Source organism: Variovorax sp. TLI9-5A (assembly GCF_056867935.1).
In genome coordinates this window covers 3688763-3713991 of the sequence record NZ_CP200310.1, presented here as the reverse complement: position 1 = coordinate 3713991, position 25229 = coordinate 3688763, and the positions used below count along the sequence as shown (strand labels likewise).

The window sequence follows — 25229 nt, the reverse complement described above, 5'->3', positions numbered from 1 at the left end:
GGAACCAGGGGGAAGAAGCGCCTTTGCAGCAGCTCCACGGGTGGTCCGGCCTACGGCTGCCGGCGCACCTTTGAACCATGCGGAAACCGCACCGGAAGATTCGTCGAAAAATGAAACATCCTCTCAAGGCCGACTGTATTTAATTGGCAGGGCCTGTAACCGTATAAACGATATTCAAACAAAATCTGAAAATCGAAAAAAGCAAGAGGAGTGCAACCGAGTCGCCGAATATGATTTCGGAAAAGTGTAAAAAATCGGGCGACATCCTATTACCCGATGTAGTTCGAATACGCCGTGATTGCCGTCTCGAATGAATTCTTCCGGGCAATTCGGCCGCATTGCAGAGCGCGGCCGGCAGGCCGTCTACCCGTGGCTGATAAACCTGAAGTTGGGAGAACGCCCGGCGACTGCTGTTAGCCTTCCCGGATTCTTCGAGCGCGCCCCCGGGGCACCCGGGAGCGCGAGATTCAGGTTGTCCAGGAAGGAATCCGGTGGTGGTTGTGACAGGAAGGAACTGGCGCGCGGGCGTTGTGCTTGCCGCGGCATTGATGGTGGCGGCGTGCTCCACGTCTCCCAAGGCGCCAGTGGCGGGGCCGGGCGAATATGTCGTCCAGCCGGGCGACACGCTCTATCGCATCGCGTCGAAGGCCGGGCGTTCGCCGGGCGACATCGCGCGCTGGAACAACCTGCAGGACCCCGACAAGCTCGAAGCCGGGCAGGTGCTGCGCGTGGTTCCGCCGGGCGGCGGCGCTTCGTCGGAGCCACCGCCGCCAAGCCGCGAACGACCCGAGCGCCCTGAACGCGCGGAGCGCCCCAGGCCACCAAAGGCTTCGACACCGGAGCCGGTCGCGCCGCCCGCATCGCGGCGCAGCGACTGGGCCTGGCCCGCGCCGGGCCAGGTGATCACCGGCTTCAACGGCACCAGCAGCAAGGGCATCGACATCGGCGGCAGCCTCGGTGACCCGGTGGCATCCATCGGCGCGGGCAAGGTGGCGGTCACCGAAACGCTGCGCGGCTACGGCAGCGTGGTGATGGTCGACCACGGCGGTTCATATATGTCGGTCTACACCAACCTGCGCGCCGTGCAGGTCAAGCAGGGCCAGCAGGTGAAGCAGGGCCAGAAGCTCGCCGAGATCGGCAGCGCCGACGGCGCGCGCGCAAGGCTGCACTTCGAGATCCGCTACCGGGGCAACGCCGTCGATCCGCGCCAGTACCTGCCTGCAAGGTAAGTACGCACGGGGGCAGTCTCTCGCCGTCCCTGGCCCTCTCTGGCGAACGGCATCCCCCGAATTGGCGATATCGCGACGCCCGCGAAGTGCTCAGACTCCGGCCCTGATTCTTCGAAAAGGGGCGGCAATGGAACTCGTGCATTGGGTGTTCGTCATTCTTGGCATCGCGCTGGCTCTGACCATGCAGTGGGTTCTGCTTGCCCCGTTCAGCCTCGAGTGGCGTCCGCTGCGCGAGCAGATCGCCGAGCAGGTCACCCAGTCGGCCGCGCTGCTGCAGGAGTGCTCGGCTGCCGCCGACTCCACGGCCTAGCGCGAAGTGATGCGTGCGCCCAGGCAGCCTCGCGGGGCCCTGGCTATCTTGGGGCGAGGCGCTGCTTAGCGCACAGTGAGTTTCGAACGGAGACCGCTGACGGCGTTCACCAACTGCGTATCTTCTCCATCCTTCACGAGGTAGAAGCACAAGCGCCCCCAACTGGGCGAATCCAGGTTCGCGCACATGGTGTCGTCACGGATTCCCCATGTGCCGTCCGCGCTCGATCTGGCGTTCTTTGCGTATACGCGGGTGCTCGAAAACGTCAGCTCCACGTTGCCGAAGGTCGCAGCGTCACGCGGATGCGGATAGCTCCAGGTCTTGCTGACGAGCATTGAGGCGTCGAGATGCTGCCTCGCGGCAACGACCGCAGGGGTACTTCTCGATGCATCCGCCGTAGTCGCCGGCTTTCCGTGGGCCGCCAGAGCGAGGCGACCGCGCTCGGGCAGATCAAGGATCCATTGCGCGGGCCGGGCGAAATTGAGATTCTGCGCGGGCGCCGCTCCGGCGGCGGCCGAGAGCCCGGAGGTCGTGATGCCGACCAGGCGCCCCTGCTCGTCGAACAATCCGCCCCCGCTCGATCCCGGAGATATAGGGGCGGAAATCTGGATGTTCTCGACCGCTCCGTCACGGCCCCGACGCAGTGCGGAAACCAGCCCGTCGCTCAAGGTCTGTTCAAGGCCGTACGGCGTACCGATGGTGTAGATTTTTTGCCCGACTTTCAGCGTATCGAGCGGTGCGACCTGCGCAGCGGGAGCATTGAAGTTCGCCACCTTGATCGAGCAAAGGTCGCGTTCGACATCGGGAAACTCCAGCTCCGCCTGGAAGCTCACGTTCTCGTGTTTCACCAGGATAGTCGACGCTTTCGCGAGCACGTGGCAGTTGGTGACAAGACGCCCGGGCTCGATCACCACACCGCTTCCCGTTCCCAGCGACTTGCCCTGCGCATCCAGCGGACGTACTACCCAGACCGACGGCGCGAGACGCCGGAAGAGTTCATCGGCCGGCATCGCATGGGCAAACACGGGCAGGATGGACAGGACACTCAAGCCGAATGCGGCCCGATATCGCAAGAAGTTCATAGGGCCTCGTCGCTGCATTTGCATTGGGCTCGCTTCATTGGTGAATGAGGCCGTCGAGATCCTTCATCTGGACTGGCTCGCGTCGTCGTGCGGCTGCCGACGCCGCCGCTTCTGGGGGCGGCGTGGCTATGGTGCGCTCGATCAATTCCTCTTTCGAAAGAGCACTGCCGCGCCCCTGGTTGACGACGTAGGGCTTGAGGATCTCCACGACGGCTCGAGCTCGCAACGCGTAGGTTGCGCCGACTTCGTTCGTGTTGCGGAACATCCGGACCGTCGCGCTCGCATGCCAGGTCGTGACAGTGCCTCCGCTGGTGCCGGGGATGTAAACGGAGTGGCTGCCGCCACCGCCTCCACCTTTGAACGTATCGGGAGGGGGCGGCGCGTCGTCTTCCAGTTCGTCGAGCGCCATGAGCTTCGGGGTATTTCCTGCGGGAGAGGTCGCTGTCTTCGCGGTAGCGACGGTGAAAAACTCGTAGCCCCGTTGCAGGGTCAGTTCGGCGCAGCGGTAGATCCAGTAGCGCCAGACCATGTCGCCAGACGTATTTCCGTTGCCGTGGAACGCCACGACGTAGGTGTCATCGGCCAGCCGCGTCTCTACATATCCACCGGCAAAGCCCCTTGGTCCATAGGGCGTCGTGCAGCCCGTCGCGAGGACTAGCGACAGGACCGCCAGGCTCGCGCACCGGAACACCGCGCGCATGATTCCTCCCCGCATGAAGTGGCCTCCCCTCGATTTGATATGACGCCCCAGTGATCGCAGTTGGAGCGCAGGCCCAACCATCACGGAGTCACGTTCGAAAATATGATTGACCTGCTTACCGGAAGCTGACCGCTGCGCCATGCGACCACCGGCAAACCCGTGCATGGGCGCTACATCGCTGGTCGGCTCCGTGGCCGCTCGGTCACTCGCTCTAAGATGCTCGCTGTTCAGAAATGACACGAACGATGCAGACGCGGTAGGCAAAGGGAGGGCCACGACGCATGATTTCTTTGCTCCACACCGCGGACTGGCAGATCGGCCGCGTGTTCTCGCAATTCGAGCCCGACGACGCCTCGGCACTCTTCGAAGCGCGCTTCAAGGTCGTCGAGCGGCTGGCAGCCATCGCCGCCGAGCGCAAGGTCGACGCCGTGCTGGTCGCGGGCGATGTGTTCGACCTGCAGACGGTCTCGGACAAGACCATCCGCCGCATGTTCAACGCCATGCAGGGCTTCACCGGGCCTTGGCTGCTGATTCCGGGCAACCACGATTCCGCGCTGAGCGAATCGGTCTGGAGCCGCGCTCAGCGGCTGGGCGCGATCGCGCCGAACGTCGTCTGCTGCCTGGAGCCCAGGCCGCACACCGTGGCCGGCAAGTTCACGCTGCTGCCCGCGCCGCTCACGCAGCGCCACACCTATGGCGACCTCACCGAGTGGTTCGCGACCGCCGAGCCGGAAGATGAAAGCCTGCCCCGCATCGGCCTCGCGCACGGCAGCGTGCAGGGCATCCTCTCGGAAGACATCGACTCGACCAACCCCATCGCCGCCGGCCGCGCTGTGCAGGCTGGCCTCGACTACCTCGCGCTCGGCGACTGGCACGGCACGCGGCAGATCGACGAGCGCACCTGGTATGCCGGCACGCCGGAGACCGACCGGTTCAGGGCCAACGACTCCGGCCAGGCGCTGCTGGTCGGCATCGCCGGTGCCGGCGCGCTGCCGGTGGTCGAGCCCATTCGCACGGGCCAGTTCGACTGGCAGCAATGGGAGCCACGGCTGGCCGTGCCTTCCGACATCGACGAGCTGGTGCACAAGCTCGAGCAGATCGGCAGCGGCGACGTGCTGCAGTTGCGCGCCCAGGGCAGCTGCGACCTCGCCGGGCACAACCGGCTGAACGCAGCCCTCGATGCCGCCCGGGCCCGCGCCCGCGCGCTGGTGTGGGAAGGCGAAGCGCTGCGGCTGGAGCCGACCGAAGACGACATCCAGGCACTGCATGCCGACGGCTTCGTCGGCGAGGCGCTGCAGGCATTGCGCGAGCAGCAGGGCGGCACCGATGCCGAACTGGCGCGCGACGCGCTGCTCACGCTCGCGCGAATCCTCGGTACGCAGCCGGGAGCCGCCGCATGAAGCTGCAGCGCCTTCGCATCGAGAACTTCAAGCTTTTCCGCGCGCCGCTCGAAATCGACGGGCTGACGGACGGGCTCAATCTTTTCGCCGCGCCGAACGAGTCAGGCAAATCGACCGTCGCAGAGGCGATACGCGCTGCATTCTTCGAGCGCCATCGCTCCAGTGCGGTCGAGCATCTGCGGCCCTGGGGCGAAAGCTCGGCGACGCCGATGGTCGAGGTCGATTTCGAACTCGATGGCAAGCGCTACCGGCTCACCAAGGCCTTCCTCGGAAAGAAGCGCTGCGAGCTCGTGATCGACGGCCGCGCCATGGACGGCGCGGTGGCCGAAGACCACCTGGCGGCCCTGCTGGGCTTCCGCTTTCCAGGCAAGGGCGCCAGCACGCCCGAGCACATGGGCATTCCGGGGCTGCTGTGGATCAAGCAGGGCACCTCGCACGACATCGCCAGCGCGGTGGGCTTCGCCAGCGATCATCTGCGCAACGCGCTCGGCGAATCGCTGGGCGAACTGGCCTCCAGCAACGGCGACGCGGTGCTCAAGGCGGTGGAGACCGAGCGCAACGAACTGCTGACACCCGCAGCCGGCACGCCGCGCGGCGCCTACGCCGATGCGCTCAAGCTGCGCACGGAACTCGAAGCCGAACTCGAGCGGCTGCACGCCGACATCGAGTCGTATCAATCAGGCGTCGACCGCCTCTCCAATCTGCGGCGCGACCATCAACGCGACGATGCCGCGCGGCCGTGGGCCGCATTGCGTGAACAGCTCGTCGTCGCGCAGCAGCGGCTCGACGAAGCCCGGGGCCTGGACGAGAAAAGAACCGCCCAGGAAGCCGCGCTCAGGCAGATCGCCGCGCAGGTGAACTTGTGGCGCACCCAGCTGCAGGCGATGGAGCGCGAGGAAGGCTCGCTCGCCCTGCGGGAGAAGAACCTGCTGGCAACACAGGACGGCCTGGCCAAGGCCCTCGGCGAACTGCAGGCCTGGGAGCCTCGCCATGCGGCCGCGACGAAGGCCGATGCCGAGGCGCGTGAAAACCTCCGTCTGGCGCGGCAGGCTGCCTCGCGCATCGCGCAGGAGAAAACGGTCGAAAGCCTGGCCGAGCAGCTCGCCGCGCTCTCGCAGAGTCACGAGAAAGCGAAGGCCGAGCAGGAAAAAGTCACCCGCCTGCAGGCCGAGGCCCAGGCGCTCGCGGTGCCGGATAGCGAACTCAAGCGGCTGCGCCACTGGGCGGACGCGCTTCGCACGGCGCAGGCGAAGCTCGACGCGGTGGCCACGGCCCTGGAGTTCGAACTGCAGCCCGGCGCCAAGCTCCGCGTCGCGGGCGCGGAGCTGTCGGGCTCGCAGCGCCAGACCGTCATCGCCCGCACTGACATCGAGATCGAAGGCATAGGCCGAATCAGCGTGCTGCCGGGCGGCGCGGACCTCGAAAGCCTCGCCATCGAGCGCGACCGCGCGCGTGACGAACTCGCGGCGCTGCTGCAGGGCCTGCGCGCGGAAAGCGTGGCGGCGGTCGAGGAGCGCGCGCGCCAGCAGGTGCTGCGCAAGGGCGAAGCCGGCGCCGCGGAAGCCGTGCTGGCCGCGCTGGCCCCCAAGGGCCTCGGCACGCTCGCCGCCGACGTGGCGACGCGCGAAGCCCGCCTCGCGGAAGCTCGGCAGGTGCTGCAGGCGATGCCATCCACGCCGGCTGCAGGCGTCGCCGTGCCTTCGGCCGAGTCGGAAGAAGCCGCCGCACGCGCCGCGCTGGAGGCTGCCTCCGCTGCCCTCAACGACGCCAAGGTGGCGGCCGGCAACGCACGCGAACAGGTGAAAGCCGCCGAAGACGAACTCGCCGCCGTCAAGGCCACCCTCAACGACCCCGCACGCGCCGGCAGGAAGACCGAAGCCGGCGGCGCGTTGACCGACGCACTGGCGCAGCAGTCGGCGATGCAGGACAAGCTCGCGGAACTGGCCCAGCGCCTTCAGACCGTCAACCTGCCGGTGCTCGCGCAGGACGTGGAGCGGCTGGAGCGCAGCGCAAGGCAATCCGAGGCCGCGCACAGCCAGCGGGCCACCGAAATCACCCGGCTCGAAGTCGAGCTGGAAACCAAGGGCGCGCTCGGCCAGGAAGAAGCCGCCTCGGAGAAGCAGCGCGAACTCGAACACGCCACGCGCCGCTGCGCCGAACTCGAACGGCGGGCGAGGGCGCTCGACCATCTGCTGAAGCTGCTGCGCGAGAAGCGCTCGGCCCTGGCGCGGCGCCTGCGCGCGCCGCTGCAGAAGCATCTCGACCACTATCTGCAGATTCTTTTCCCCGGCGCGCAGATCGAGGTCGGCGACGATCTCTCGCCCGGCCGCATCACGCGCCAGGGCCTGCGCGGCGCCCAGAGCGGCGAGTTCGAGGAGCTCAGCGTGGGCGCGCGCGAGCAGATGGGCGTGGTCGCCCGGCTGGCCTACGCGGACCTGCTGAAGGAAGCGAACAAGCCGACGCTGCTGATCCTCGACGACGCGCTGGTGAACACCGACGAGGAGCGCCTGCGGCAGATGAAGCGCGTGCTGTACGACGCCGCGCAGCGGCACCAGATACTGATCTTCAGCTGCCATCCCGAGGCATGGCGCGATCTGGGCGTTGTGGCGCGAAGCATTCCCTGAGGCTGCTTTCCAGTTTTGGCGGCTCGACGTGCGGGCGCAAGCCCGGCCGGTTTCCAGTGGTTGCCCGGTAGTCCAACTCGTCGAGCCGCCGCCCCGTTTGGGCGTGGCTATACTGCGCCGGTCGCGTCAAACAGAGGCGCGATCGGGCTTGGACTCCCGTTGAAACTACTGCGACGCAAGCCGCAGTCACCCCGCAGGGTCTGCGGCTTCGTCGTTCGTGCTTCCAGTTTTGGCGGCTCGACGGGCGGGCGCGAGCCCGGCCGGTTTCACGCAAGTGGTTTCCCGGTAGTCCAACCCGTCGAGCCGCCGCCCCGCTTGGACTCGGGTGCGTCGGTTTCAGAAACACGAAACCCTTAGAGGCCTCTCATGGCTGCATCCGCTCGCGCTTCCGCGCGCGTCTCTTCCCCTTCCGAATCTTCCGCCTCACAGAGCGCCGAGCTGCTTGCGCTGCAGCTGTGCGACGACATCGGCGGTCTTCAGTCGATGCAGCGCGCATATGCGTGCCTCGAAAAGCTCATCGTCCAGCAAGGGGTGGGCGACACGCAGGAGGTCTACCCGAGCCGCGCCGAACTCGCAGCGCTGGTGGGTGTGGTCAACGAGGAGCTGCAACGGCGAATCGACGCGGCGGACGCCACCGCGCAATCGCTGCGCGCCGGCCTTGGAAAAGGCGGCACGCAGTGAACATGCTCGCCGGCTACTTGCCCGCCGGCACGAAGAAAAGATATTCGCCGCGCCCCAGCTCGGGCGTGATCGTGTAGCCCGCGCACAGGTCTTCCGTGCACTGGATGACGATCACGCGCGGCCAGATGGTCGCGGCCGTGGGGTAGCCCGGCAGGTACTGCGGCACGTGCCACACGCCAAGGGCGCCGACCGGCAGCGCGTTCTCGGTGCCGCGCGCGTTCTGCAGGCCGCTGCCCATGTTCATCCGCTCGACGCGCAGCGTGGACTGCACGGCGGCAGGCGCCGCCGAGGTTGCCGCGCAGCAGGCCGCCAGCCAGAGGAGGAGTACGGTCCTGGTCATTTGGCGCTCCGTGCGGGTCATTGCGCGGCGGGGGTCGAGCGCGGTGCGGTCGCGATGTCGTCGACCCGCTGGTCCAGCATGCGTGACGCGGCGCGGATGGAAGCAACCTCGCCCGGGTCCATCGGCGTCACCGTGGCGCTGACGACGGGCATCGTGACCACGGCGACGGACTCTTCCGGCGCTGCCGCAGCCTGCTGTTGCGGCTGTGGTTGCGGAGCAGGCACGGCTTCCGCTATGGGCGCGGGTGGCGGCGGCAGCGGGGCGGCCGGAGGAATGGCGGCCACCGGCGTGGGCGCGGGAGCAGGCGTTGCTGCGGCCACCGGACGCGGCGGCGCGGCGGGTGCCCCGCTGGCCGATGCCTGCGGGCCATAGGCCGTTACGCGCTCGTCCGCCGTCATCGACTGCGGGCACTTGGTGCCGGTCATCTCCAGCGCGGCCATGGCCGCCGGGTCCATGCAGTCCATGGCCAGAGACGCTGCCTTCATGCCTTTGTTCCAGAGCTCGCGGCTCATCTTCAGGCGCTTGCAGTGCTCGTCCGTCCAGGTGGTGCCGAAGCTCAGGCCGACGCCAGGGCCGTTCGCGCTGGCACTGCTGCTGCCCATGCAGGTGTCGTTGCTGGTCGTCAGGTTGGGGCCGTTGACCGACGGCACGTTCTTGATCGTGTAGCTGCCGCGGTAGTCGACGGTGTTCGTCGTCGCGCCAGTGTTGTTGACGTTCTGGTTGCTGGTCATCGTCGACTGGGTGGTCACGCTCGCCGGGTTCGAAAACGTCACCGCCTGGTTGTTGCCCTGGGCAGACGTCGTGGCCGAACTCGAAGACCCGTTGTTCGCACCGGTGTTGGTGTTGGTCTGTTGAGCAACAGCTGCCGCGGACACGGTCAGCAACGCGAGGAAAAACAGTCTTTTCATTTTTCGACTCCTTTGAGAACCGGGGAGAGGGCGTTTCTTGCCGCTCTCCCCATTTCCAGTTTCAGCAACCGGTTTGCGCAAGGCTCAGGGAGCCGATGCGGTCGAGCCCGCTGCAGCCGTGCCGCCGGTGCCGCCACCGTTGGTGAAGCCGCCGGCATTGCCGAAGGCGAAGTTGGTGACGCCGAAGGAGCCGCCGGTGGAGCCGGCCGTCGCCGAAGTGCTCGTGCCGTTGATCGGGCCGTTGATGGCGCCCGACGAGGCGTTGTAGCCCGAGGTCGTGGTCGAGGTGCGGGTCACCACGGCGAGACCGCCGCCGGGGCCTGCTGCCGTCGCTGCCGTGTTGTTGGTCGTGGAAGAGGCTGCACCGCCTGCGCTGCCGCTCACGTGCGTGGCGCCGCCGGCGGAGTAGTTGGCGTTGCCTGCCGAGGTCGCATTGGCGGAAGCGTTGGCACCGCCGATGGCCACGCCGTTGCCGGTTGTCGCGGCCATGCTGGTCACGCGGCCGGTGGTCGTTGCCGAGCCGCCTGCCGTCGCACCGCCGACGGCGAAGCCCGGAACCGCGAACGCGCCGCCCGAGGCGTTGGCGTTGGCCGACGAGCCCGACATGGCCGAGTTGTAGCTCAGCGCGCTGCCCGTGCCGGAGCTGGCGGCAGTCGATCCAGCGGAGCTGGAGGAGCCGGTCGTGGTGGATGTTGCGGCGACCGCGGTGCTGCCGACCGTTGCCGAAGCGACGCTGCCGACCAGGACCACGGCGATGGCGATGAGAGTCTTCTTCATGATGCTTCCTCGAGTGATGTGGAACAAACCCGATCGCCGGACCACCCGGCCATCAGCTGACGGTCTGTGACGCGGTGTGGAGTGGCTTGCGTGACGACCGGAGTGCAGTTTCTGCGTCGGGGAAGCAATGAAAAATGCCCTGTGCTGGGTAGTGCGAGGCTATGGCGAAAGGCATGGCCGCGAACCTTTGCGGCAAGACGGAAAAACGCTGCCGCCACACGATGGCGGGAAGCGGAATCGCGGTAGTCGGGGAGGCATCGAGGCCGCCAGAAACCAGATGCAATCGAAGTAATCGAATCTGCGGCCGCTCTTCGGGTGTCCCCGGTGTCCACGCTCGCAACAGCCTCCGCGCAGCAGGCTACCGCGGCCGCGCCGGACGACGGCGGCGGGGCCGTCAGACCCCCCGTTCGGCCATCTGTCCGTTGTCACGCCACACCCGGGCGCTTTGTCCTGCTTCCGGGGCCGCGCGGCCGGGGGTTTTGACTCCCCCACAAAAGGGCGCTCCGCTCATGTGCGAAAGCGGGCCGATTTCTACATTCATCCCCATGGCCGAACGCCAAAGCCCAACCCGGGCAAGAGGCGGTCCAGGCCGGTCACAACAACCAGGGGATACGCATGGAACTGCTCGCACTGCTGCCGACGACCTTCATGAACCTGCTGCGCGAAGACGCCGGCATGTCGTTCATGGAGTTCGCGCTCATCGGAGCGCTGGTGATGGTCGTGTGCCTGCTCCTGCTGCTCGCCATCCGGCGCACTGCCTGAACCCACGGAGACCGACATGCAGGAACTCGACGCCGTTCTCGAACTGCTGGCGATGCTGGCCACCGACCTTCGCATGCTCGTGCTGCTGGCGCTGCTCGCCACGGCCGCCGTCAGCGACTGGCGCTCCTATCGCATTCCCAACTGGCTGACCTTCGGCGGCGCGCTCTTCGCGCTGGTCTACGGAACGCTGGCCGCGCGCACGCCCGCCGCTGGCGCCGCCAGCGCATTCGGCGGGCTGGGCATCGGCTTCGCGGCGATGGTGCCGTTCTACGTGATCGGGATCATGGGCGCCGGCGACGTGAAGCTGATGGCCATGGCCGGCGCCTTCATCGGACCCGAGCAGACGCTGATGGCGGTGCTCTTCACCTTCATTGCCGGCGGCGTGGCGGCCATGGCCTTCGCGATCCACCGGCGCCGCGTGGGCCACATGCTGGCCAACGTGAAGGACGCCGCCCAGGGCGTGATGTTCTCGGGCATGGCCGGCATGCGCCCCTCGGGACGCATCGACGCCAGCCTGTCCATCGGAAAGCTGCCCTACGGCATCTGCATCGCGGCGGGCACGGTGATCGAAGTGCTCGCGCACCAGCTGGGCTACGTCTAGCCCCTTCAAGGTCTCTTCTCTTTTCATCTCATCTGCGACGGAGGTTCACATGAAGAACATCAAGGCGATCGGGCTGATCCTTCTGGCCCTGCTCACGGGGCTGGCGGCTGCCGTCTACGCGGCGGGGTGGATCTCCAAGCAAGGCGGCATCGCGTCCAACAAGGTCGTGGTGGCGGCGGTCGACATCGAACTGGGCAGCCGCGTCAACCCGCAAATGCTCACCACGGTCGACTGGCCCTCCGGCTCGGTGCCCAACGGCGCGTTCACCGATATCAAGGCGCTGGACGAGCGCGTGGTGAAGGTCGGCGTGCTGCGCGGCGAGGCGCTCATCGAGGGCAAGCTGGCGCCGGTGGGCACCCAGGGTGGGCTCTCGGCGGTGATCGCCAGCGGCAAGCGGGCGATGACGGTGCGCGTCAACGACGTGGTGGGCGTGGCGGGCTTCGCGCTGCCTGGCAACTACGTCGACGTGATGGTCAACGCCCAGCAGGACAAGGGCCGAGGCGAAGAGGCGCTGCAGATCAGCAAGACCGTGCTCGAGAAGGTGCTGGTGCTGGCGGTGGCGCAGGAAGCCAACCGCGACGACACCAAGCCGAAGGTGGTGAGCGCCGTGACGCTCGAGCTCTCGCTGGAAGACTCCGAGAAGCTCGACCTGGCCCGCAGCGTGGGCACCCTGTCCCTGGTGCTTCGCAACCAGATGGACAAGACCACGGTGGCCACCGACGGCATCACCAAGGGCCAGCTCTTCGGCGCCAAGGAACTCGTGCAGGTCGCGGCAACCGCGCCTGCTCCGGCACCGGCCCGGCCGCGTGCCCATCGCCCGGGCCCCGCCGCGACGCCGGCTTCCCAGTGCGTGGAAATCATCCAGCACGCGGGCAGTTCGCTGACCTGTTTCTGAACCAGTTCGACATTCGACAGGAGGAACACCAAGTGCGCCATATCCCCACAACACTCGCCAGCCTGCTGGCTGCCTTCGCGACACTGGCGGCTCCCGCCATGGGCGCCGAGGTCGCGGCAACCGCCTCAGCCGCGGGCGCCATGCCCGCCGCATCCACCGCCGCCACGCAAGCCGCGGCGGCAAGCAGCAGCAGCGCCTCCGCCGCCGCCAATGGCAGCCGCCGATGCACTGCCATCATTCCCGACGACCAGCCGACCCAGGCCGTGCTGGGCAAGTCGGTGGTCATTCCACTGAAGGCGCGCGTGGTGCGCATCGTGGTCAGCGGCCAGCCGCAGAGCCGCGCACCCGTGCCCGCCGCCGCGGCGGCAGCGGTGCCCGCGGGAATGCAGCCTGCCGCCCCGGCCGCCAACGCGAACACCGGCGACGGCGTCGCGGACGTCGACGTGACGCTGCTGAGCCCGACCGACCTGTTCTTCCGGGGCCGCCAGGCGGGCTCGATGAACGTGGTGCTGCAAAGCGCCGACGGCACCTGCTACATCAAGGACGTGATCGTCACCATCGATCCGATGGCGCTGCAGGCCAAGCTGAGCGAGCTGATGCCCGAGGAGCGCCGCATCCAGGTGCGCAGCGCCGAAAAATCCATCGTGCTCACCGGCGAGATCAGCGACGCGCTCAAGCTCGACGACGTGATGAGCCTGGCCTCGGCCTACGGCGCCGATGGCAAGAAGGTGGTGAACCTGCTGCGCGTGGCAACGCCGCAGCAGGTGATGCTGGAAGTGAAGATCGCCGAGGTCAGCAAGACGCTGCTCGACCGGCTGGGTTCGCGCGTGGGCATTGCGCGCACTGGCAACGGCGGGCTGAACAACTACTCGCTGATCTCCAATTTCCTGAGCAGCGGCGGCGGCCTGGCCCAGGCGCTGCGCATCGGCCGCACCTCGCTGACCATCGACGGGCAGAAGGACGACGGGCTGGTGCGCATCCTCGCGGAGCCCAACATCATGGCCATCAGCGGGCAGCAGGCCAGCTTCCTGTCGGGCGGCAAGATCTTCATTCCCGTGGCGCAGAACGCGGCCAGCGGCGGCGGAACGAACATCACGCTGGAAGAGAAGGAGTTCGGCATCGGGGTCAAGTTCACGCCCACGGTGCTCAACGGGGACCGGGTCAACCTGAAGATGGTGTCCGAGGTGTCGGACCTGTCGCAGACGGGCTCTCCTTTCACAACCGTCTCGGGCGTCACTGCCGTGCTGCCATCGCTCACGGTGCGGCGCGCCGACACCACCGTGCAGCTCAACGACGGGCAGAGCTTCGTCATCGCCGGCCTCATCAAGGCCAACGTGACGGAGACGGTCAAGCGCTATCCCGGGCTGGGCGAAGTGCCCGTGATGGGGGCGCTGTTCCGCAGCACCGAGTTCCAGAACGAGCAGACCGAGCTGATGTTCGTCATCACGCCGCGCCTGGTGCGTCCGCTGACCGAATCGCCGAGGGTGCCGACGGACAACCACGTCGTTCCCAGCCGCGCCGAGGTCTATCTCAACGGAGCCCTCGAGAGCTCCACCCCGGCCCCGGTTGCACCGGCCAGCGAAACCAAGTGAGGAGCCCCGCCATGTTCATCATCAGAACGACCACCGTCGCGCTCGTCTGCCTCCTTGGCGCCGGCTGCTCGACCGTCACGCCCAACTACGACGCGCGCTTCGGCGACGCGGTGCGCGACGCAAAAAGGAAGATGACGATCAACCCCGAGGCGGGCAAGAGAAACGACCCCGTCACCGGCATGGACGGCCGCGCCGCGCGCGAGGCGATGAACCAGTACCACGAGTCGTACAAGACGCCGCCGCCGGCGGTCAACGTCATCAACATCGGCGGCCAGATCGGCGGCCAGGGTGCCGGCGCGTCGAAGTGACGCGCACACCGGGCTTGCGCATCCACAGATTCACCTCACTCGAGTCTTTTTGGAAAGGAGAGCGCCACGAATAGCAATGAACCGTCTTCCTCCAACGATCTTCCTCGAAACCGATTTCCAACCGTTCAACCTCGAAAGGAACGAACCATGAAAAACTTTCTCAAGGCCATTGGCCAATCGACCCAAGGCTTCCTGCGCGAAGAAGAAGGCGCACAGGTCGTCGAGTACGCACTGATCATCGCGGTCGTCTCGATCGCCCTGGTCGTCGCACTGAAGGGCCTCACGGCCAACAACGGCGGGTTCACGAGCTTCATCACTCGCGTCACGACCTGCCTGACCGGGACGAACTGCCAGTAGGCGGTCTTTCGGGAGGGAAGCGGATCCATGTCGCATGGTCCGCTTCGTTCGACCTTCCCGCTCGCTCCCACGCCTTCATCGTCAACAACGAACCGGGGTTCATCATCATGTTCAAGTCATTTCTGACAGACGAGAGCGGTGCGCAAGTGGTCGAGTACGCACTGATCATCGCCGTGGTTTCCATCGCACTGGTGGTTGCCTTGCAAGCGCTGACCGGCGGTACCGCACTGGGCGCTCTCATCGACCGCGTCACGGCCTGTCTCGGCGGCACGAGCTGCACCTGACCCGGCCGGCCCGCGTTGCCCACTCGATCAGGGAGCCGACCATGTCCACCTGCCGCCATCACCGCCGCCAGCGCGGCGCAATGATCGTCACTGCCGCGCTGCTCTTGCTGTTCCTGATGGGGTTCATGGGCATCGCCCTGGACTTCGGGCATCTGTTCGTGGTCAAGACCGAGCTGCAGACAGCTGTCGACAGCTGCGCCCTGTCCGCCGCGCGCGAGCTCGACGGGCAGGGCACGGCGATCGATCGCGCAAGGAGCGCCGGCCAGACCGCCGGCAATGCCAACCGCGTGAACATGCAATCGAGTACCTGGAGTGGGCAGGGCCAGATCGTCGCGGCCGACATCAGCTTCCGCGACGCGTCCTACGCCGTCACCACAACGCCCGCCCTGGCGCGCTACGCCCAGTGCGTGCACACGCAGCCCAACATCAACATCTGGCTCATGAAGGCGATGGGTGCCTTCTCGGGCGACACCGCCAACAATCCGGCCACCCGCAGCGTCACGGCGAGCGCCGTCGCCACCCGGGCCAGCGCGCAGAGCGCATGCCCCATTCCCGTGGCTGCGAAGCCCAAGACCGGCGGCACGGCGCCGAACTATGGTTTCGCCGTCGGTGAGTGGGTAACGCTCATCATGGCGCAGAACGCCGCCACGGGCGGCCAGATCGGCTGGGCCAACCTCGACGGCAGCAACAGTGCATCCGAAACCGAGGCCGAACTCAACGGCCGATGCGGTGCCAAGGTGGGCGACACGGTCGGCACACCAGGCGTGCAGACCTCGGTGGCCGACGTGTGGAACCAGCGCTTCGGCGTCTACAAGAACAGCAGCGACCCGAGCACGGCACGGCCCGACTACACCGGCTACGCCTACACCGCGCTCAACTGGCCTGCGAAGTTCAATGCCTACAACGGCGCGCCCGGCACTGGAGCTCCCGTGAGCGCCCAGAACTTCGTGACCAAGCGCGCAGCTTTCGCGTCGTGCGCCGACACCGGCACGAAAGTGAATGGCGCCAACAGCTGCGAGTCGATCACCGGACTGTCGCTCAACAGCTTCCAGAAGCTGGCCAACCCGGGCAATGTCGCTGGAGGCCACATGCAGTACGGCCTCGACCGGCGCATCGTGACAGTGCCGGTCATCGATGGCGGCAACCACGTGGTCGACTACCTCTGCATGCTGATGCTGCAGCCGCTGAGCATTCCGATGACCGACACGCAGCTGGAATTCCTCGGCAACGCAGGCGCCACCGGCAGCCCCTGCACCACCAGCGGGCTGGCGGGCGGGACTGCGGGACCGCTGGTTCCGGTCCTCGTGAGATGAGAAGAGACGAGCAGAAAGGGGCACATGCCATGAAGCAGCAATCCCGTCGCACTCAGCAAGGCGTGGCGCTGGTCGAGCTGGCGCTGATCATCCCGCTGCTGCTGCTGCTGACCTTCATCACCACGGAGTTCGGCCGCGCGATGTACGAGTACAACGCGGTGGTCAAGTCGACGCGCGACGCGGTGCGCTACCTGTCGGTGCAGACGCCGGGCACGAAGATCACCGAGGCCCGCAACCTGATGGTGTACGGAAACACGGCCGGCACCGGCTCGCCGCTGGCGCGCGGGCTGAGCCTTTCGAACGTGCCTGCCGGCAGCTGCTGCACCTGGCAGTCGGCCGGTTCGAGCCCGATCATCACGACGGTCACGGTGCGGGTCACCGGCTACACCTTCCACTCGCTCTTCCCCTCGGTGATGGGCGTGGTCTTCGCCAACTCCAGCGGGAACATCGCCTTCAGCGACATCACCGCCAGCATGAGGGCGCCATCATGAGAAGAAGCAACCGCAACAGCGGCGCGACCACGGTCGAGTTCGCCCTGGGCCTCATCATCTTCCTCATGTTCACGCTGGGCATCGTGGACTTCGCGCGCATGCTGTTCACCTGGAACGCCGCCCAGGAGGCCACGCGCGCCGGGGCCCGGTACGCGGTGGTGTGCGACGACACGGCCCAGCAGGCCCTGGTGCTGGCGCGCATGAAGGCGCTGCTGCCGCAGATCAGCACCGTGTCGGTGGCGTGGCTGCCCTCTGGCTGCACGGCCACGACCTGCGAAGGCGTGACAGTGAGCATCACCGGGCTCAACTACCAGTGGATTTCGCCGATTGCGAGCGCGACCGCGCCGCTGATCCCGATGCCGGGCTTTTCGACCTACCTGCCGCGCGAGGTGATGCGCAAGGACCCGAACAGCGCGGCCATCTGCTCCTAGCCATTCAACGCAACGGACACGACCATGAAGATCTCCATCATTTCCCCCAACGCCAACCACCTGCAGGACATGCGCAAGGTGCTGGAGGCGCGCTCGCACACGGTGTCGCTGTTCGAAGGCGGCAAGAGCCGGATGCAGTGGGTCGTCGAGAAGACGGCACCGGAGCTGCTGCTGGTCGACGGCATGTGCTGCGACACGCAGGAGCTCAACCTGGTCGAAAAGCTCACGCTGCAGCATCCGGCTATCTCGGTGGTGCTGCTGTGCGCGATGCAGACGCCGGAATTCCTGATCCACGCCATGCGCGCGGGCGTGCGCGAGGTGCTGCCTTCACCGGCGGACACGGCTGCGCTGGAGGCCGCCGTGGAGCGCATTGCGCAAAAGATGGCTGGCAAGCAGGCACGCGCACCGGGACAGGTCGTGGCCTTCATGCCCTGCAAGGGCGGCAGCGGGTCGACCTTCCTGGCGACCAACATCGCGCACCAGCTCTCGAAGGAGCGCTCGGTGCTGCTGGTCGACCTGAACCTGCAGTTCGGCGATGCGCTTTCGTACGTGAGCGACCTGCGTGCCACGTCCACCATGGCCGACGTGGCCCGCGACATCGGCCGGCTCGACGCCTCGCTGCTCGCGGCGAGCGTGGCGAAGGTGTCGCCGACCTTCAGCATCCTGCCGGCGCCCGACGACATTTCGCGCGCGATGGACGTGAAGGCCGAGCACATCGACGCGATCCTGCAGGTCGCGCTGGGCATGTACGACTTCGTGCTGTTCGACCTGGGGCCGCGCATCGACACGCTCTCCATTCGCGTGCTGGACCGCGCCGACCGCATCTTCCCGGTGCTGCAGCCCAGCCTTCCGCACATCCGCAACGTGACGCGGCTGATGCATGTCTTCAAGTCGCTGGGCTACCCACCCGGCAAGGTCGAGCTGCTGGTGAACCGCAGCGCCGGCGGCGGAGAGATCGGCCTTTCCGACATGCGTCGCTCGCTGGTGGGCGCGACGCTCACGGTGGTGCCCGACGGCGGCAAGGAGGTAGAGGCGTCCATCAACCGCGGTGTGCCGCTGGCGGAGATGGCGCGAGGCAGCGCACTCGCAAGAAAGCTGATGGACATCGCGCACACGCTCAGCCCCCGGCAGGAGGCGGAGCCCGGCTTCATCGGGCGGCTCTTCCGCCGCGCGTGAGCGGTGCCTGGCAGCCAGTCGTTTCATTCAACAGCAAGGCAGGTCCCCATGTCATTCAGAGAACAGCTCAATGCCGTCGAAACCGATGCAGATACAGCCGCACGGCCGGCGGGGCATGCAGCCGAGCAGGTCGTGTCGCCCTTTGCGTCGGACGCCTACAAGTTGCTGAAGGAGCGCATGCACCTGAGGTTGCTGGAGCGCTTCGACCTGGCGGCGCTCGAAACCCTGAAGCCGGACGTGCTGCGCCAGGAAATCTCGACCATGACCACGCGGCTGCTGCAGGAGGAGCCCGAGGCGCTCAACGACATCGAGCGGCGCATGCTGATCCGCGACATCCAGCACGAGATGCTGGGCTTCGGGCCGATCGAGCTGCTGATGGCCGACCCGTCGGTCTCCGACATCCTGGTCAACTCGCACGAGAAGATCTACGTGGAGCGCCGGGGCCGCCTGGAGCTGACCAACGTCAGCTTCACCGACGAGAAGCACCTGCTGCGTATCATCGACAAGATCGTCTCGCTGGTGGGGCGGCGCATCGACGAGTCGAGCCCGATGGTCGACGCGCGGCTGCCCGACGGCTCGCGTGTCAATGCGGTCATCGCGCCGGTGGCGCTGGACGGGCCGATGATGTCGATCCGGCGTTTCGCGAAGATTCCGCTGCGCATGGAGAACCTGGTGAACGACCTGAAGACGCTGACGCCGCAGATGGCGCAGATGCTCGAAGGGCTGGCGCAGGCGAAGGTCAACATGCTCATCTCCGGCGGCACGGGCGCGGGCAAGACCACGCTGCTGAACATCCTCTCGGGCTTCATTCCTCCGACCGAGCGGATCATCACCATCGAGGACGCTGCCGAGCTCCAGCTGCAGCAGCCGCACGTGGCGCGCATGGAGACGCGGCCGATGAACATCGAGGGCAAGGGCGAGATCACGCAGCGCGCGCTGGTGCGCAACGCACTGCGCATGCGGCCCGACCGCATCGTGATCGGCGAGGTGCGCGGCGCCGAGGCGGTCGACATGCTGCAGGCCATGAACACCGGCCACGAGGGCTCGCTCACCACCATCCACGCCAACACGCCGCGCGACGCGCTGGCGCGGCTGGAGAACATGATCGGCATGGCCAACCTGAACCTGCCGCACCGCACGGTGCGCCAGCAGATCGCATCGGCCATCACGGTGATCGTGCAGGTGCTGCGGCTGGTGGACGGGCGGCGCAAGGTCACGAGCATCCAGGAGATCACCGGCATGGAAGGCGAGGTGGTCACGATGCAGGAGATCTTCAACTTCCACCAGACCGGCATGGGGCCCGACGGCCAGGTGCGCGGGCACTTCCATGCGACGGGCGTCAGGCCGAAGTTCGCGGAGCGGCTGCATGCGTACGGCGTGGAACTGCCCGACACGATGTTCGACCCCGGCAAGCACTACGAATAACCGGACCAGGCAAGGAACAGGAGGCCATCATGCTCAACAACCTGGGGGGCAACACCCTCATCACCGTCACCGTGCTGGTGTTCGTGACCGTGCTGCTCATGCTCGAAGGGCTCTACATGCTGTGGCGCTCCTACAAGGGGCCGGAGGCACGCAAGATCGAGAAGAGGCTGCAGGCGTTCTCGGCCGCGGTCGACCGCACGCCGCAGGCCCATCTGGCCAAGGAGCGCATGCTCAGCGAGGTGCCCTGGATGCAGCGCCTGCTGCTGACGCTGCCGCGGGCGCACCGGCTGGACCGCTTCATCCTGCAGGCCGGGCTGGACTGGACGGTTTCCAGCTTCCTGCTGATTTCCTGCGTGCTGGGCGTGCTCGGCTTCTTCGCCGTGATGGTGATGGTGCACCAGTCGCTCCTCGTGGCGCTGGTGGTGGGAGGCTGCCTGGCGGTACTGCCGCTGCTCTATCTGCAGCGCCAGCGCAGCCGGCGGCTGACCCGCATGGAGAAACAGCTTCCCGAGGCACTGGACCTGGTGACGCGCGCGCTGCGCGCGGGGCATTCGTTTGCCAGCGGCGTACAGATGATCGGCGACGAAATGGCCGAGCCGATCGCCGGCGAGTTCCGCATGGTTGCCGACGAGGTGAACTTCGGCGTCTCGCTGCAGCAGGCCCTGACCAACCTCAGCGAGCGCGTGCCGCTCACCGACCTGCGCTACTTCGTGGTGTCGGTGCTGATCCAGCGCGATTCGGGCGGCAACCTGACGGAGGTGCTGGGCAACCTCAGCCGGCTGATCCGCGACCGGCTCAAGCTGCTCGCGCGGGTGCGGGTGCTGTCCTCGGAAGGACGGCTGTCGGCATGGATTCTCGGGCTGATGCCGTTCGCGCTGGCGGCGCTCATGAACGTGTTCAACCCCGAATTCATGTCGCCGCTGTGGACCGACCCGATCGGCCAGACAGTGCTCAAGTACATGCTGGTGGTGATGCTCGTGGGCGTCGTGCTGCTGCGCAAGATCGTGAAGATTCGCGTCTGAAGGAGAAGGGCCATGACCATGCTGTTTCCCATCCTCGTCTTCCTGGCCGTGTCGATGGCGGTCATCGGACTGGCGTTCTGGTTTTCTCCCACGCGCACCGAGCAGCGCCTGCAGGCGGTGGCGATGCCGGCGGGCAAGTCGGCCTGGACCGAGAAGGCCGTCAAGATCGTCGGGCCGTTCGCGCAGCTTTCTTCGCCCACCAGCGACGCAGCGCTGTCGCCGCTGCGCGTGCGCTTCCTGAACGCGGGCATCCGCTACCCGGATGCCTACCTCGTGTACTTCGGCATGAAGACGCTGCTGCCGCTGGGTTTTGCGGCGCTTGCCTTCGTCAGCCTGCGTGCGACAGGTGCGGCGGACGACAGCACGGTGATGCTGCTGTGGCTCGCGGTGGCGGCGCTGGCCGGCTGCTACCTGCCCAACCTGGTGCTGCGCCTGATGATCCGCTCGCGCCGCCGCGAGATCTTCGAGAACTTTCCCGACGCCGCCGACCTGATGCTCGTCTGCGTCGAAGCCGGGCTCGGACTCGATGCGGGGCTGGTCAAGGTGACGGAGGAAATCCAGGTCAAGAGCGCGGCACTGGCGCAGGAGCTGCACTGGACCAACCTGGAGATGCGCGCCGGCGCCACGCGCGAGAAGTCGCTGCGCAACCTGGCGCTGCGCACGGGCGTGGAGGAGATCGGAACCTTCGCGACCATGCTGACCCAGGCGGACCGCTTCGGCACCAGCATCGGCGAATCGCTGCGGGTGTTCTCGGAGGACCTGCGCCACAAGCGCCATGTGCGCGCCGAGGAACAGGCGGCCAAGGTGCCGACCAAGATGCTGCTGCCGCTGGTGCTGTGCATCTTCCCGTGCATCTCGCTGGTGATCCTCACACCGGCGGTGATCCGCATCATCCGGATGATCATGCCGATGCTCAATGGAACCTGAGCGCTTTCGCCAATTGAACAAAGCCCTGCGCGCCGGTTGCCGGCGCGCAGGGCTTTTGGCTTTGCTCTTTTTCCGTCTTTTCTTCAGTGCGGGGCAGCGTCGAGCTGGTGCTTGACCGCGTAGATGTACAGCTCGAGGCGGTTGGTCACGCCGAGCTTCTGGTAGATCGAGGTGAGGTGGTTGCGCAGCGTGTGCTCGGTGACGAAGAGCTTCGCGGCAAGTGCCTTGTTCGAGGCGCCGCTGCCTGTCACGACGGTCTGGATGATTTCTCGCTCCTTGTGCGTCAGGCAGGACTGCCTGGCGGCTTCCGGGTCAGCCTTGGGCTGCTGCTTCTTCACCGAGGTCAGTTCGTAGAAGACGCGGCCGATGGATTGCGGATCGACGCAGAGCTCGCCGTTGTGGACGCGCTCGATGGCGTCGATCACCTGCTGCGCCGGAGCGTCCTTGCACATCACGCCGCGTGCGCCGTTCAGCACCGCGAGGTCGAGCGTGCGCTGCTCGCGCTCCGCCGTGAGCACCATGACGCGCGATACCGCGTTCGCCACCAGTTTGGGCAGGATCTCGAGAGCGCTGTGGCCGTCGAGGTCCAGGTCGAGCACGATGACGTCGGGCGTGAGGTTTTCCGAGGTGGTCACGGCGTCTTCGCAGCAAGAGGCGGTGCCAACCACCTTCATGCGCGGATGCTCCCCATCGATCAGCCTGGACAGGCCCCACAGCATGGTCTGGTGGTCGTCCACGAGCAGGACGCTGATGGGGTTGGTGGCAGCTGGTTGCATGGCGGGCTCCTTGACTTGGCTTCGGCTTGTTTCTTGGTCGGTGCAGCGCTTGCTGCCGGGGATTCGTCGTTCTTGCTCAGATCGGGATTTCCACCAGCACGGCGGTGGCGCCGCTCTCGCACTGGCGGACCTGCGCGCGCCCGCCGAGGGCCGCTGCGCGTTCGGTGATGGAGTGGGGCCTGAAGCAGGTGAAGCTCTCTTCGCCGGCTTCGTTCTCGATGCGCACGTGCAGCCGGCCGTTGCGGCAGGCCAGGCGCACGCTGCCGTGGCGAGCCTGGGTGTGCTTGCAGATGTTGTTGAGGCCTTCGCCGACCATCTGCAACACTTCCGCGGTCATCCGGTCGTCCAGGTGGAGGGGGCCGTCGATGGCGATGGCGATGTCGATGCCGTAGAGGCCCTTGATCCGCGCGGCCTGGCGGTGCAGTTGCGGCAGCACGAGGCCGCCGGGGCTGTTGGCGCCTTGCCTGACCTCGCCGGCATAGCGGCGCAGGTCGGCGATGACGCCGTCGGCCACGTCGGCGAGCTTTTCGAGGTCTTCGCTCAGCGGGTTGTCGGCGGTGGCCTTCTTGCGCAGGGCGCACAGCCCCATGCGCAGGCCGATGTAGGGCTGCACTGCGGTGTCGTGCAGGTTCAGCGCGAACTTCAGGCGCTCCGTCGTGGCGGCTTCGGAGGCCATGCGGTCGAGCACCTCGATGGTTTCGATGATCGGGAAAATCTGCTCCATGAGGTGCGTGAGGAAGAGGGCGTCGGACTTGTTGAAGAGGCCGTCGCGCGACGACACGAAGACACGGCCTTCGCCCAGCCGCATCGGCAGCGGAGCGCTGATGAAGGCGCGGGCCTCCAGCATTGCCGTGACGGCTTCGCAGCGCTGGGCGCCTTCATCGTCCTCGACGCGCCAGCCGTCTGCGGCGCCCGCCTCGAAGACGTGGCTCTGGGCGTACAGCCGGTTCAGGGGCCAGGGCAGCCGGTTGCTGAGCACGGTGTGATCAGCCGGCAGCGCCATGAGCGGGGAGTCGGCGATGCGGCCGATGGTTTCGACGCTGACGTGCTCGCAGGCGTCGTTCTTGCGCAGGGTGCGCAGTACCCAGTTGCCGGTGGCGGTGTCATGCGTCAGCAGGATGCAATGGCTGGCCCTGAAGAAGGCCAGTGTGCGTTCCATCGTGCGGGCAATGGTTCGGCCGGCGCCGAAGCGTGGGTTGGAGAGCTGGCTGACGTCGCCCAGGAGCGCCAGGCGGCGCTGCAGGCCCAGCTTGGAGCCGCCCCAGTGCACGATCATGTGGCCGAGCGCCAGCAGGAAGGTGCTGCGCATCAGCAGCTGGGGTGCGTCGTAGCCGGTGCTGGTCGCGAGGCCGCAGGCGGCGAAGGAGGCGACCGACGCCACCGTGACGCGGGCGCCTTCCTCGAAGCCCCAGCGGAAGGCGGAGGTGAGGATCGCGAAGAAGTAGAAAAGGAAGAAGAGGCTCTGTACGCCGTCGGTCACGAAGATGATGAGCGTGAACCACAGCACGTCGGACCAGTGGATGACCTTGCCCTGGAAGTAAGGGCGGCCCATCCGAGTGCATGCGTACACCAGCAGGCTGTGCAAGACGTAGCCGCAGAAGGCCAGCCAGACGGCGCCGTTGACATGATTCTTATGGTCGCCGGCATCAACCACCACCGCCAGCAGCGCCGAGACCGAGAGCACCAGCCGCATGCGCGAGACCATGAGCGCATCCGCGGCGACGCTGGTGCCGGCGTCGGGGGTAGCAGTGGTATGGGCCAGCATGGAGAGCGATTCCCGGCACGAGGTGGATCAGGCGACGCGGGCCGCAAAGGGGTGGCTGCTGGCGAAGCGGCACGGTGTCATTTTGGAATTCGCTCCTCACACCTGAAAGGGATGTATGTGAAGGTTTCACATTACTACTTTGGTAGTCGAAAACAATGGGGCTGGAGGTGTAACGCCGGTTTGTGACGTTTGTTGCATTCGGTTTCATTCATGTCTGGCCGACGTGTTTTCGGCTGGCGGTCGAGGAGGGCGGGCCAGCCGGCCGGCGAGGAGTGCGTTATTTGCAGGTACCCGTTCAGTGCGAATGGCGAAACCGTGTTCCAGGATTCAGGCCCGGCGCTGGACCAGCGCGGTTCGCCCCAGCGGAGTGACCCGCAGCACAACCGCCTGCCTGAATTTCTGGGGGTTCTGCCTGCTGCGGCAGGGAGGGGGCAGGGTTGCTTCCACCATGCCCGCCGCGTTCAGCACCGCGACGGAGTTGATCTCCGCCGGGTCATCGATGCGCAGCGGGAAGGCCGACTGTCCGATCTTGCGCAGGTAGTCCAGGGGCATGACGGGCCACGCCTGGTCCTCGAGCGCAGTTGCGGCGCCGCCGGCGTTCAGGCTGGCGATTTCCGCGTGTCCCTCTTCCGTGATGTCGAACACCACCGCGCTCTCGTATTGCTGGTATCCGAAGTGGTCCAGATGGAACTCGGCTTCGACAAGCCCGGTGGCCATCAGGACCGAGGCGTGCCTGATGTCGGGTTCAGCCGTGAGCGTGACCGGAAACTTCTCGTGCAGAAGCCGGAGGAGGAGAGTGAGCGGCATACATGCTCCCGTCTGCACCGTCGTTGGTGCACATCGAGCAATGGGAAAGAGCTGCGGGCGGATGCCCGCATCGCAGCGCTGATCCCGGATGCCGCCTCAGGACGTGTAACAGCGTTACCGCGGGCAGAACGCCGCAGGCACACAATTTCCGATCGTCAAGGGGCCACAGGGACATAAACGCTTTAAATGTGATTTTTTCACTTTAGTCATTTCGTTGTACTCCTGCCGCTCGACCTTGTCGAGAGA

The 25229-nt window shown here is 66.6% G+C and carries 27 protein-coding genes; 19 read left to right on the top strand and 8 right to left on the bottom strand.

Translation table 11 applies throughout. The features are described 5' to 3' along the window. Nucleotides 1-494: 494 nt before the first annotated feature. A complete protein-coding gene (locus tag AC1VNX_RS17515) occupies nt 495-1229 on the top strand; it encodes a peptidoglycan DD-metalloendopeptidase family protein (RefSeq protein ID WP_483157840.1) in 735 nt (244 codons plus the stop codon). A 127-nt stretch (nt 1230-1356) separates the two neighbouring features. Beyond that, on the top strand, nt 1357-1539 hold the full coding sequence (locus tag AC1VNX_RS17510) for a hypothetical protein (RefSeq protein ID WP_483157838.1): 183 nt from the start codon (nt 1357-1359) through the stop codon (nt 1537-1539). Between the two features lie 65 nt (nt 1540-1604). Here the strand turns inward: AC1VNX_RS17510 and AC1VNX_RS17505 are convergent, their stop codons facing one another. Together AC1VNX_RS17505 and AC1VNX_RS17500 are read right to left on the bottom strand one after the other, a co-directional pair. Beyond that, on the bottom strand, nt 1605-2621 hold the full coding sequence (locus tag AC1VNX_RS17505) for a S1C family serine protease (RefSeq protein ID WP_483157837.1): 1017 nt from the start codon (nt 2619-2621) through the stop codon (nt 1605-1607). A 34-nt stretch (nt 2622-2655) separates the two neighbouring features. Further along, on the bottom strand, nt 2656-3321 hold the full coding sequence (locus AC1VNX_RS17500) for a CC0125/CC1285 family lipoprotein (RefSeq protein WP_483157836.1): 666 nt from the start codon (nt 3319-3321) through the stop codon (nt 2656-2658). A gap of 281 nt (nt 3322-3602) precedes the next feature. On the opposite strand from AC1VNX_RS17500, the gene AC1VNX_RS17495 reads away from it, so the two are divergent. The 3 genes from AC1VNX_RS17495 to AC1VNX_RS17485 all read left to right on the top strand — a co-directional run bounded on the left by AC1VNX_RS17495 (nt 3603) and on the right by AC1VNX_RS17485 (nt 8026). After that, nucleotides 3603-4721, top strand: a complete 1119-nt coding sequence (locus AC1VNX_RS17495; RefSeq protein WP_483157835.1) for a metallophosphoesterase family protein — start codon at nt 3603-3605, stop codon at nt 4719-4721. After that, complete coding sequence (locus AC1VNX_RS17490) at nt 4718-7345, top strand: AAA family ATPase (RefSeq protein ID WP_483157834.1); 2628 nt, start codon at nt 4718-4720, stop codon at nt 7343-7345. The genes AC1VNX_RS17495 and AC1VNX_RS17490 overlap by 4 nt, the downstream gene beginning before the upstream one ends. Nucleotides 7346-7711: 366 nt before the next feature. After that, on the top strand, nt 7712-8026 hold the full coding sequence (locus AC1VNX_RS17485) for a hypothetical protein (RefSeq protein WP_483157833.1): 315 nt from the start codon (nt 7712-7714) through the stop codon (nt 8024-8026). 13 nt (nt 8027-8039) lie between these two features. Here AC1VNX_RS17485 and AC1VNX_RS17480 read toward each other — a convergent pair whose 3' ends face one another. The 3 genes from AC1VNX_RS17480 to AC1VNX_RS17470 all read right to left on the bottom strand — a co-directional run bounded on the left by AC1VNX_RS17480 (nt 8040) and on the right by AC1VNX_RS17470 (nt 10051). Then, the gene (locus AC1VNX_RS17480) at nt 8040-8366 is read right to left on the bottom strand and encodes a hypothetical protein (protein WP_483157832.1); all 327 of its coding nucleotides are present in this window, start codon (nt 8364-8366) and stop codon (nt 8040-8042) included. A gap of 17 nt (nt 8367-8383) precedes the next feature. Next, entirely contained in the window at nt 8384-9274 is an 891-nt protein-coding gene (locus tag AC1VNX_RS17475) for a hypothetical protein (RefSeq protein ID WP_483157831.1), read from the bottom strand. 84 nt (nt 9275-9358) lie between these two features. After that, a complete protein-coding gene (locus AC1VNX_RS17470; protein WP_483157830.1) occupies nt 9359-10051 on the bottom strand; it encodes a hypothetical protein in 693 nt (230 codons plus the stop codon). Nucleotides 10052-10666: 615 nt separating this feature from the next. On the opposite strand from AC1VNX_RS17470, the gene AC1VNX_RS17465 reads away from it, so the two are divergent. The 14 genes from AC1VNX_RS17465 (at nt 10667) to AC1VNX_RS17400 (ending at nt 21635) form a co-directional block, all read left to right on the top strand. Then, the gene (locus tag AC1VNX_RS17465; RefSeq protein ID WP_165909544.1) at nt 10667-10813 is read left to right on the top strand and encodes a hypothetical protein; all 147 of its coding nucleotides are present in this window, start codon (nt 10667-10669) and stop codon (nt 10811-10813) included. Between the two features lie 16 nt (nt 10814-10829). Then, on the top strand, nt 10830-11414 hold the full coding sequence (locus AC1VNX_RS17460; RefSeq protein ID WP_483157829.1) for an A24 family peptidase: 585 nt from the start codon (nt 10830-10832) through the stop codon (nt 11412-11414). A gap of 49 nt (nt 11415-11463) precedes the next feature. Further along, complete coding sequence (cpaB, locus tag AC1VNX_RS17455; protein ID WP_483157828.1) at nt 11464-12309, top strand: Flp pilus assembly protein CpaB; 846 nt, start codon at nt 11464-11466, stop codon at nt 12307-12309. A 98-nt stretch (nt 12310-12407) separates the two neighbouring features. Continuing rightward, the gene (locus AC1VNX_RS17450; protein ID WP_483161974.1) at nt 12408-13901 is read left to right on the top strand and encodes a type II and III secretion system protein family protein; all 1494 of its coding nucleotides are present in this window, start codon (nt 12408-12410) and stop codon (nt 13899-13901) included. 11 nt (nt 13902-13912) lie between these two features. Continuing rightward, complete coding sequence (locus AC1VNX_RS17445) at nt 13913-14209, top strand: hypothetical protein (protein WP_483157827.1); 297 nt, start codon at nt 13913-13915, stop codon at nt 14207-14209. Nucleotides 14210-14356: 147 nt separating this feature from the next. Next, nucleotides 14357-14566: a Flp family type IVb pilin gene (locus tag AC1VNX_RS17440; protein WP_483157826.1), complete on the top strand. Its 210-nt coding sequence runs from the start codon at nt 14357-14359 to the stop codon at nt 14564-14566. 107 nt (nt 14567-14673) lie between these two features. After that, nucleotides 14674-14850, top strand: a complete 177-nt coding sequence (locus AC1VNX_RS17435) for a Flp family type IVb pilin (RefSeq protein ID WP_483157825.1) — start codon at nt 14674-14676, stop codon at nt 14848-14850. A gap of 41 nt (nt 14851-14891) precedes the next feature. Then, the gene (locus tag AC1VNX_RS17430; protein ID WP_483157824.1) at nt 14892-16163 is read left to right on the top strand and encodes a pilus assembly protein TadG-related protein; all 1272 of its coding nucleotides are present in this window, start codon (nt 14892-14894) and stop codon (nt 16161-16163) included. A gap of 29 nt (nt 16164-16192) precedes the next feature. After that, nucleotides 16193-16654 carry a TadE/TadG family type IV pilus assembly protein gene (locus AC1VNX_RS17425; RefSeq protein WP_483157823.1) on the top strand — a complete coding sequence of 154 codons (462 nt, stop codon included), beginning with the start codon at nt 16193-16195 and terminating at the stop codon, nt 16652-16654. Then, nucleotides 16651-17085 (top strand): TadE family protein, encoded by a 435-nt coding sequence (locus tag AC1VNX_RS17420; RefSeq protein WP_483157822.1) that lies wholly within the window; start codon nt 16651-16653, stop codon nt 17083-17085. The genes AC1VNX_RS17425 and AC1VNX_RS17420 overlap by 4 nt, the downstream gene beginning before the upstream one ends. Nucleotides 17086-17109: 24 nt before the next feature. After that, complete coding sequence (locus AC1VNX_RS17415) at nt 17110-18261, top strand: CpaE/TadZ family protein (RefSeq protein WP_483157821.1); 1152 nt, start codon at nt 17110-17112, stop codon at nt 18259-18261. A gap of 48 nt (nt 18262-18309) precedes the next feature. Beyond that, the gene (locus AC1VNX_RS17410) at nt 18310-19686 is read left to right on the top strand and encodes a TadA family conjugal transfer-associated ATPase (RefSeq protein WP_483157820.1); all 1377 of its coding nucleotides are present in this window, start codon (nt 18310-18312) and stop codon (nt 19684-19686) included. 29 nt (nt 19687-19715) lie between these two features. After that, nucleotides 19716-20708 (top strand): type II secretion system F family protein, encoded by a 993-nt coding sequence (locus tag AC1VNX_RS17405; protein WP_483157819.1) that lies wholly within the window; start codon nt 19716-19718, stop codon nt 20706-20708. 12 nt (nt 20709-20720) lie between these two features. After that, complete coding sequence (locus tag AC1VNX_RS17400; protein WP_483157818.1) at nt 20721-21635, top strand: type II secretion system F family protein; 915 nt, start codon at nt 20721-20723, stop codon at nt 21633-21635. Between the two features lie 83 nt (nt 21636-21718). On the opposite strand, the gene AC1VNX_RS17395 is transcribed toward AC1VNX_RS17400, so the two are convergent. The 3 genes from AC1VNX_RS17395 to AC1VNX_RS17385 all read right to left on the bottom strand — a co-directional run bounded on the left by AC1VNX_RS17395 (nt 21719) and on the right by AC1VNX_RS17385 (nt 24983). Then, nucleotides 21719-22411, bottom strand: coding sequence for a response regulator (locus tag AC1VNX_RS17395; protein WP_483157817.1), 693 nt, complete (start codon nt 22409-22411; stop codon nt 21719-21721). A 76-nt stretch (nt 22412-22487) separates the two neighbouring features. Next, complete coding sequence (locus tag AC1VNX_RS17390; RefSeq protein ID WP_483157816.1) at nt 22488-24176, bottom strand: sensor histidine kinase; 1689 nt, start codon at nt 24174-24176, stop codon at nt 22488-22490. A 327-nt stretch (nt 24177-24503) separates the two neighbouring features. Beyond that, nucleotides 24504-24983, bottom strand: coding sequence for a hypothetical protein (locus AC1VNX_RS17385; protein WP_483157815.1), 480 nt, complete (start codon nt 24981-24983; stop codon nt 24504-24506). Nucleotides 24984-25229: the final 246 nt, after the last annotated feature.

Coding starts and splice junctions, on each gene's coding strand:
- AC1VNX_RS17465 (WP_165909544.1), top strand. CDS start 10,667: ATGGAACTGCTCGCACTGCTGCCGACGACCTTCATGAACCTGCTGCGC.
- AC1VNX_RS17410 (WP_483157820.1), top strand. CDS start 18,310: ATGTCATTCAGAGAACAGCTCAATGCCGTCGAAACCGATGCAGATACA.
- AC1VNX_RS17460 (WP_483157829.1), top strand. CDS start 10,830: ATGCAGGAACTCGACGCCGTTCTCGAACTGCTGGCGATGCTGGCCACC.
- AC1VNX_RS17435 (WP_483157825.1), top strand. CDS start 14,674: ATGTTCAAGTCATTTCTGACAGACGAGAGCGGTGCGCAAGTGGTCGAG.
- AC1VNX_RS17420 (WP_483157822.1), top strand. CDS start 16,651: ATGAGAAGAAGCAACCGCAACAGCGGCGCGACCACGGTCGAGTTCGCC.
- AC1VNX_RS17415 (WP_483157821.1), top strand. CDS start 17,110: ATGAAGATCTCCATCATTTCCCCCAACGCCAACCACCTGCAGGACATG.
- AC1VNX_RS17490 (WP_483157834.1), top strand. CDS start 4,718: ATGAAGCTGCAGCGCCTTCGCATCGAGAACTTCAAGCTTTTCCGCGCG.
- AC1VNX_RS17495 (WP_483157835.1), top strand. CDS start 3,603: ATGATTTCTTTGCTCCACACCGCGGACTGGCAGATCGGCCGCGTGTTC.
- AC1VNX_RS17485 (WP_483157833.1), top strand. CDS start 7,712: ATGGCTGCATCCGCTCGCGCTTCCGCGCGCGTCTCTTCCCCTTCCGAA.
- AC1VNX_RS17425 (WP_483157823.1), top strand. CDS start 16,193: ATGAAGCAGCAATCCCGTCGCACTCAGCAAGGCGTGGCGCTGGTCGAG.
- cpaB (WP_483157828.1), top strand. CDS start 11,464: ATGAAGAACATCAAGGCGATCGGGCTGATCCTTCTGGCCCTGCTCACG.
- AC1VNX_RS17505 (WP_483157837.1), bottom strand. CDS start 2,621: ATGAACTTCTTGCGATATCGGGCCGCATTCGGCTTGAGTGTCCTGTCC.
- AC1VNX_RS17385 (WP_483157815.1), bottom strand. CDS start 24,983: ATGCCGCTCACTCTCCTCCTCCGGCTTCTGCACGAGAAGTTTCCGGTC.
- AC1VNX_RS17480 (WP_483157832.1), bottom strand. CDS start 8,366: ATGACCAGGACCGTACTCCTCCTCTGGCTGGCGGCCTGCTGCGCGGCA.
- AC1VNX_RS17445 (WP_483157827.1), top strand. CDS start 13,913: ATGTTCATCATCAGAACGACCACCGTCGCGCTCGTCTGCCTCCTTGGC.
- AC1VNX_RS17470 (WP_483157830.1), bottom strand. CDS start 10,051: ATGAAGAAGACTCTCATCGCCATCGCCGTGGTCCTGGTCGGCAGCGTC.
- AC1VNX_RS17395 (WP_483157817.1), bottom strand. CDS start 22,411: ATGCAACCAGCTGCCACCAACCCCATCAGCGTCCTGCTCGTGGACGAC.
- AC1VNX_RS17450 (WP_483161974.1), top strand. CDS start 12,408: ATGGGCGCCGAGGTCGCGGCAACCGCCTCAGCCGCGGGCGCCATGCCC.
- AC1VNX_RS17405 (WP_483157819.1), top strand. CDS start 19,716: ATGCTCAACAACCTGGGGGGCAACACCCTCATCACCGTCACCGTGCTG.
- AC1VNX_RS17500 (WP_483157836.1), bottom strand. CDS start 3,321: ATGCGCGCGGTGTTCCGGTGCGCGAGCCTGGCGGTCCTGTCGCTAGTC.
- AC1VNX_RS17475 (WP_483157831.1), bottom strand. CDS start 9,274: ATGAAAAGACTGTTTTTCCTCGCGTTGCTGACCGTGTCCGCGGCAGCT.
- AC1VNX_RS17510 (WP_483157838.1), top strand. CDS start 1,357: ATGGAACTCGTGCATTGGGTGTTCGTCATTCTTGGCATCGCGCTGGCT.
- AC1VNX_RS17440 (WP_483157826.1), top strand. CDS start 14,357: ATGAAAAACTTTCTCAAGGCCATTGGCCAATCGACCCAAGGCTTCCTG.
- AC1VNX_RS17390 (WP_483157816.1), bottom strand. CDS start 24,176: ATGCTGGCCCATACCACTGCTACCCCCGACGCCGGCACCAGCGTCGCC.
- AC1VNX_RS17400 (WP_483157818.1), top strand. CDS start 20,721: ATGACCATGCTGTTTCCCATCCTCGTCTTCCTGGCCGTGTCGATGGCG.
- AC1VNX_RS17430 (WP_483157824.1), top strand. CDS start 14,892: ATGTCCACCTGCCGCCATCACCGCCGCCAGCGCGGCGCAATGATCGTC.